Raw genomic sequence first — 4,046 nt, 5'->3', positions numbered from 1 at the left:
CAGCAGTACCGCGAGCAGCTGGACGACGCCAAGCACGAGGCCGCGCGGATGCGCGAGGACGCCCGTGAGCAGGGCGCCCAGATCATCGCGGAGATGCGCGAGCGCGCCGAGGCGGAGGCCCGCCGGATCACCGAGGCCGCGCAGGCGCAGATCGAGGCCGAGCGGCAGCAGGCGCTGATCTCGCTCCGCACTCAGGTCGGGGCGCTGGCGACCGAGCTGGCCAGCCGGATCGTCGGCGAGTCGCTGACCGATCAGGCCCGGCAGTCCAGGATGGTGGACCGGTTCCTGGCCGACCTTGAGGGCCGGCCGGAGTCGCCCACCGCGTCACCCACCGGGGTCGGCCAGTAATGCGCGGGGCCAGCAGGGCCTCCTACGCCGGGCTCCGGGAGCGGCTGACCGCCGCGGCGCCCGACGCCGGAACCGCCGAGCAGATCGGCGGCGAGCTGTTCGCTGTCGTCCGGCTGCTCGACACCGAGCACGGCCTGCGCCGAGCGCTGGCGGACTCGACCAAGCCGGCCGAGGAGAAGGCGGCGGTGGCCAAGCGGCTGCTGCACGGCAAGGTGTCGCAGGCGTCGGAGGACCTGGTCGCCGACGCCGCGGCGGCGCACTGGGCGACCTCCGGTGACCTGTCCGACGCGATCGAGCAGCTCGCCATCGAGGCGTTCGTGATCGCCGCCCAGTTCGGCGGCACGCTGGACGACCTCGAGGACGACCTGTTCAGGTTCGGCCGGGTGGTCTCGGGGCAGCCGGGGCTGCGCTCGGCCCTCGTCGGGCCGACCGGCCCCGACGCGAAGGCGAGCCTGCTCGACAACCTGCTCTCGGCGAAGGTCAGCGGGCCGTCGTTGAGCCTGATCACCGAGCTGCTCACCCACCCGAGGGGCCGCTCGCCGCAGGTCGTGCTCGACCTGGCGGCCGGTATCGCCGCCCGCCGGCGCGAGCAGCTGATCGCGGTGGTCCGGGTCGCCGCCGAGCTGTCGGCGCGGCAGCGCCAGCGGCTCGGGGATGTCCTGCGGCAGACTTACGGTCAGGGAATTCACCTGAATGTGGTGCACGATCCGACGGTCATAGGTGGCGTCTCCGTTCAGATCGGGGATGAGCTATTCGACGGGACCGCGGCGAGCCGCCTTGCCGAGGTCCGGCGCAGGCTCGCGGCGGGCTGAGGTCCGAACCGCGTAAGCACAGCGACTTTTATTCACGAACGGAATGAGGAAGATGGCGGAGCTGACAATCCGACCGGATGAGATCCGCGACGCGCTGGCGCGGTTCGTCGAAGAGTACGAGCCCACCGGTGTCGCGCGCGAAGAGGTCGGCACGGTCGTCGAGTGCGGCGACGGCATTGCCCGGGTTGAGGGCCTCCCCTCGGCCATGGCGAACGAGCTGCTTGAGTTCGAGAACGGCGTCCGCGGCATCGCGCTGAACCTCGATATCCGCGAGATCGGTGTCGTTATCCTGGGCGAGTTCTCCCAGATCGAAGAGGGCCAGACGGTCAAGCGGACCGGCGAGGTCCTCGCGGTGCCGGTCGGCGACGCGTTCCTCGGCCGCATGGTCGGCCCGCTCGGCGAGCCGCTCGACGGCCTCGGCCCGATCGAGAACACCACGCTGCGAGCCCTGGAGCTGCAGGCGCCGTCGGTGGTCCAGCGGCAGCCGGTGAAGGAGCCGATGCAGACCGGCATCAAGGCCATCGACGCGATGACCGCGATCGGCCGCGGCCAGCGGCAGCTGATCATCGGCGACCGGCAGACCGGCAAGACCGCGATCGCGATCGACACGATCATCAACCAGAAGGCCTACTGGGAGTCCGGCGACCCGACCAAGCAGGTGCGCTGCATCTACGTCGCGGTCGGCCAGAAGGGCTCCACGATCGCCGGCGTCAAGCAGTCGCTCGAAGAGGCCGGCGCGATGGCGTACACGACGATCGTCGCCGCGCCCGCCTCGGACCCGGCCGGCTACAAGTACATCGCTCCGTACACCGGCTCGGCGATCGGCCAGCACTGGATGTACGGCGGCAAGCACGTGCTGATCGTCTTCGACGACCTGTCCAAGCAGGCCGAGGCGTATCGCGCGATCTCGCTGCTGCTGCGCCGCCCGCCGGGCCGCGAGGCCTACCCGGGTGACGTCTTCTACCTGCACTCCCGGCTCCTCGAGCGCTGCGCGAAGCTGTCCGACGACCTCGGCGCCGGGTCGATGACCGGCCTGCCGATCGTCGAGACCAAGGCGAACGACATCTCGGCCTACATCCCGACGAACGTCATCTCGATCACCGACGGGCAGATCTTCCTGGAGACCGACCTGTTCAACGCCGGTGTCCGCCCGGCCATCAACGTCGGACTGTCGGTCTCCCGGGTCGGCGGCGCCGCCCAGGTCAAGGCGATGAAGAAGGTCGCCGGCCAGCTCAAGCTCTCACTGTCGCAGTACCGCGACCTGGAGGCGTTCGCGGCCTTCTCGTCCGACCTGGACGCGGCCTCCCGCGCACAGCTCGAGCGCGGTGCCCGGCTCGTCGAGCTGCTCAAGCAGCCGCAGTACTCGCCGTTCCCGGTCGAGGAGCAGGTCGTGTCGATCTGGGCGGGCACCACCGGCCAGCTGGACGACGTGCCGGTCGAGGACATCCGCCGGTTCGAGGACGAGTTCCTCGACTACATGCGCCGCTCGCATGGCGGCCTGCTGACGTCGATCAGGGAGACCAATGACCTGACCGATGACAACATCACGACGCTCAAGGGCGCGATCGACCGGTTCCGCCGTACCTTCGAGGTGTCCGGTGGCAAGCTGCTGGTGGCCGACGACGAGGGCGTGGCAGCGCTCGGCGAGGGTGAGCACGACCAGGAGTCGGTCGCCAGGTACGCACCGCCCGCGCCCGCGGCGGACGGCGAGTAGGCACCCATGGGAGCACAGCTTCGCGCGGTCCGGGCGCGGATCAGGGCGGTCAAGTCGATCGCCAAGATCACCCGCGCCCAGGAGCTGATCGCGTCATCGCGAATCGTCAGGGCGCAGCAGCGGATGCGGGCGGCGGAGCCGTACGCGCGGGAGCTCACCACGGCGGTGGAAGCCGTGGTGAGCCGGTCGTCGTCGCTCAGTCACCCGATGATCACCGAGCCGGAGACCTTCAAGCGGGCCGGGCTGCTCATCCTGACCAGCGACGGCGGGTTCTGCGGCGCCTACAACGCCAACGTGCTGCGTGAGGCCAACCGGCTGCGGCAGCGCAATGAGGAGAGTCACGTTAAGACCGTCACCTTCGTGGCCGGCCGCAAGGGCATCTCCTGGCACCGCTTCCGCGAGATTCCGGTGGCGCGCGACTGGAGCGGCTTCTCCGCCCAGCCGTCGTACGCGGACGCCGAGGAGGTGGCCACGGCGCTGCTCGAGGCGTTCGAGGCGGACGTCGCCGATGGCGGCGTGGACGAGATCTACCTGGTGTCCACCGAGTTCGTCTCGATGCTGACGCAGCGCCCGGCGGTCCGCCGGCTGCTGCCGATGCAGATCGAGGAGAAGGAGGGCGAACGACCCGGCGGCGCGCTGCCGTCGTATGAGTTCGAGCCGAACACGGACGTCGTGCTCGACGCGCTGCTGCCCCAGTACGTGGCCAGCCGGATCTACTACGCCATGCTTGAGGCGGCGGCCTCCGAGCTGGCCGCGCGGCGACGCGCGATGAAGGCGGCGACGGACAACGCCAACGACCTTATCGACCGGCTGACCCGGGAGGCGAACAACGCCCGGCAGGCCGAGATCACCCAGGAAATCAGCGAAATCGTCGGCGGGTCGAACGCGCTCGCTGAAGCGAACGCAGGGAGTGAGTAACTGATCATGACCGCGACCGTAGAAAACGAGACGGCCACCGGCACCGGCCGCGTCGCCCGGGTCATCGGCCCGGTCGTCGACGTGGAGTTCCCGGCCGAGGCGATGCCGGAGATCTACTACGCGCTGCACGTGGACGTCGCCTTCGCCGCCGAGGGGGAGGCGGCGCGGACGCTGACCCTCGAGGTCGAGCAGCACATCGGCGACAACATGGTCCGCGCGATCGCCCTGGAGCCGACCGACGGCCTCGTCCGCGG

5 protein-coding genes are annotated in these 4,046 nt (G+C 70.1%); all 5 read left to right on the top strand.

The annotated features are described in order from the left end of the window. On the top strand, positions 1-348 hold a 348-nt coding region (locus tag VME70_01195; protein ID HTW18811.1), incomplete at its 5' end, for a F0F1 ATP synthase subunit B. Beyond that, positions 348-1,160, top strand: a complete 813-nt coding sequence (locus VME70_01190; GenBank protein ID HTW18810.1) for a F0F1 ATP synthase subunit delta — start codon at positions 348-350, stop codon at positions 1,158-1,160. The genes VME70_01195 and VME70_01190, both read left to right, overlap by 1 nt. A 52-nt stretch (positions 1,161-1,212) precedes the next feature. Continuing rightward, positions 1,213-2,874, top strand: a complete 1,662-nt coding sequence (gene atpA, locus VME70_01185; protein ID HTW18809.1) for a F0F1 ATP synthase subunit alpha — start codon at positions 1,213-1,215, stop codon at positions 2,872-2,874. A gap of 6 nt (positions 2,875-2,880) precedes the next feature. Further along, the gene (locus VME70_01180; GenBank protein ID HTW18808.1) at positions 2,881-3,792 is read left to right on the top strand and encodes a F0F1 ATP synthase subunit gamma; all 912 of its coding nucleotides are present in this window, start codon (positions 2,881-2,883) and stop codon (positions 3,790-3,792) included. A gap of 6 nt (positions 3,793-3,798) precedes the next feature. Next, positions 3,799-4,046 (top strand): F0F1 ATP synthase subunit beta (locus tag VME70_01175; protein ID HTW18807.1); only part of this gene is annotated, 248 nt, incomplete at its 3' end.

The organism is Mycobacteriales bacterium (assembly GCA_035504215.1).
GTDB lineage: Bacteria > Actinomycetota > Actinomycetes > JAFAQI01 > JAFAQI01 > DATAUK01.
This window is presented reverse-complemented; position numbering and strand designations above follow the sequence as displayed.